Here is a 1,185-nt window from a genome sequence, read left to right as displayed (position 1 = left end):
GGGACGCGCTGATCAATGACCAAGTTGAGCGGCCAGCAGGTGCCGGATGGCGAGCGCGCGCTGTTGCGAGTGGAAGCTGCGGTCGGCCAGAGGAAATCTGGCGCTTCGATGGCCCTTTCCTGGCCGATCTGCCTGTTCAAGACGCACCTCGGGCATGGAGGTCCATCAGGGATCGCTTGGCGATCACCAGATTGGCCAGCCCGAACAGCGTGTACAGCTGCCCCTGGTTCTTGGACATCCCCTTGTAGCGAGCCTTGCGGTGGCGGAACAGGTTCTTCACCACATGGAACGGGTGCTCGACCTTGGCGCGCACGCTGGCCTTCAGCTGCTCGGCCTTCTCCAGCAGCCGCGCCCACTTCTTCGTCAGGTCCAGCGCCCTGCGCTTGCCTGGCTGCATGGCAATGAACCAGGTCGGCCCCTTTGCTTCGGGGCGCTTGTCCGCGCCGCGGTAGCCGGCATCACCGAAGGCCGACGTTTCCTGCCCATGCAGCAGCGCGCCGGCCTGCGTCACGTCGTTGACATTGGCAGCCGTGGCGATCACCGTATGCACCAGCCCGGATTCGGCATCCACCCCGATGTGCGCCTTCATCCCGAAGTGCCACTGGTTGCCCTTCTTCGTCTGGTGCATGTCGGGGTCGCGCTCGCCCTTGGCGTTCTTGGTCGAGCTGGGCGCAGCGATGATGGTGGCGTCAACGATGGTACCCGCGCGCATCAGCAGCCCCTGCTCGGCCAGGTGGGCGTTGATCTCGTCGAACAGCGCCTTGGCCAGGTCGTTGGCCAGCAGCAGGCGCCGGAACTTCAGCAGCGTCGTGGCGTCGGGCACCGACTCGCGCGACAGGTCGATGCCCACGAAGTCGCGCATGGACTGGCTGTCGTACAGCGCGTCTTCCAGCGCCTCGTCGGCCAGCCCGTACCACTGCTGCAGGCAGTACATGCGCAGCATCTTCGGCACGCCGATGGGCGGGCGCCCGACGCGTCCGCTGCGCGGGTAAGACGGGGCGATGGCTGCTTCCAGGCGCGCCCAAGGCACGATGCGATCCATCTCGTCGAGAAACTGCTCGCGCCGCGTGCGCTTCTTCTTCAAGGCGTACTCAGCGCTGGCAAAGCTGCGTTGGTTCATGGTGTGATCCTGCCGCCGCCACGTCCATCGCGCATCGCGGTCAGCCCGGATAAATCAGCGTTTCC

At 65.7% G+C, this 1,185-nt stretch carries 1 protein-coding gene; it reads right to left on the bottom strand.

What is annotated here, in order from left to right:
• Window positions 1-136: 136 nt before the first annotated feature.
• Entirely contained in the window at window positions 137-1,120 is a 984-nt protein-coding gene (locus tag D9C15_RS33170; RefSeq protein ID WP_128003716.1) for an IS5 family transposase, read from the bottom strand.
• Window positions 1,121-1,185: the final 65 nt, after the last annotated feature.

It is taken from the genome of Piscinibacter defluvii (assembly GCF_004011805.1).
Taxonomy (GTDB): Bacteria; Pseudomonadota; Gammaproteobacteria; order Burkholderiales; family Burkholderiaceae_C; genus Piscinibacter; species Piscinibacter defluvii.
This window is presented reverse-complemented; position numbering and strand designations above follow the sequence as displayed.